This window comes from Chroococcidiopsis cubana SAG 39.79, assembly GCF_003991895.1.
GTDB lineage: Bacteria > Cyanobacteriota > Cyanobacteriia > Cyanobacteriales > Chroococcidiopsidaceae > Chroococcidiopsis > Chroococcidiopsis thermalis.
In genome coordinates this window covers 1-787 of record NZ_RSCK01000279.1, presented here as the reverse complement: position 1 = coordinate 787, position 787 = coordinate 1, and the positions used below count along the sequence as shown (strand labels likewise).

Genomic DNA, 787 nt, shown 5'->3' with positions numbered 1-787 from the left:
GGTAGTCCTAAACAAGTAAGGATGTAAGTATAGAAGAGAGGTTTTTCAACTTCTAATCATGCTAGCAACCACTCTCGCTTGTCCTCGTTGTCAATCAACTCACGTTGTAAAGAACGGCAGAATTCATAACGGTCGGCAAAACTTCAAGTGCAAGGCTTGTGGCAGGCAGTTTGTCCAATATCCGACGAAAAAGGTAATTGGACAAGAGACTAGAAATCTAATTGATAAGTTGCTGTGGGAAAGGCTGTCCTTGGCAGGGATTACCAGAGTTATTGGGGTTTCCGAGCAATGGCTACAAACCTATGTCAACGCTAAATATGAAGTAACTGGGCGACAAGTAGAGATTGAGGAGAAAAAAAGGGGCGCTTGACTATCCAGTGTGACGAGATGTGGTCTTTTGTAGGCAACAAAGGTAATAAGCAGTGGGTTTGGCTTGCTTTGGACTGGAAGAGTGGCGAAATCGTGGGCTGCTATGTTGGCAATCGCTCTGGTGATGGTGCACGCGGATTATGGCAGTCGCTACCAAGCGTGTATAAACAATGTGCCGTCTGCTATACAGATTTCTGGGAGGCGTATGAGCAAGTGATTCCTGAGTCCAGACATCGCGCTGTCAGTAAAAAAAGTGGTCAGACCAGCTTGATTGAGCGGTTTAACTGCACCCTACGTCAACGAGTTTCACGCTTGGTGAGAGATACTTTATCCTTCTCGAAAAAGTTGGATAACCATATCGGAGCTATCTGGTATTTCATTCATCACTATAACTCATCCTTACTTGTGTAGGACTACC

1 protein-coding gene is annotated in these 787 nt (G+C 45.0%); it reads left to right on the top strand.

Translation table 11 applies throughout. The annotated features are described in order from the left end of the window. Nucleotides 1-58: 58 nt before the first annotated feature. A protein-coding gene (locus tag DSM107010_RS37890; RefSeq protein WP_127025463.1) for an IS1 family transposase occupies nt 59-780 on the top strand; the annotation gives its coding sequence in 2 pieces (ribosomal slippage) (nt 59-365 and nt 365-780; 723 coding nt in all). Nucleotides 781-787 lie beyond the last annotated feature (7 nt).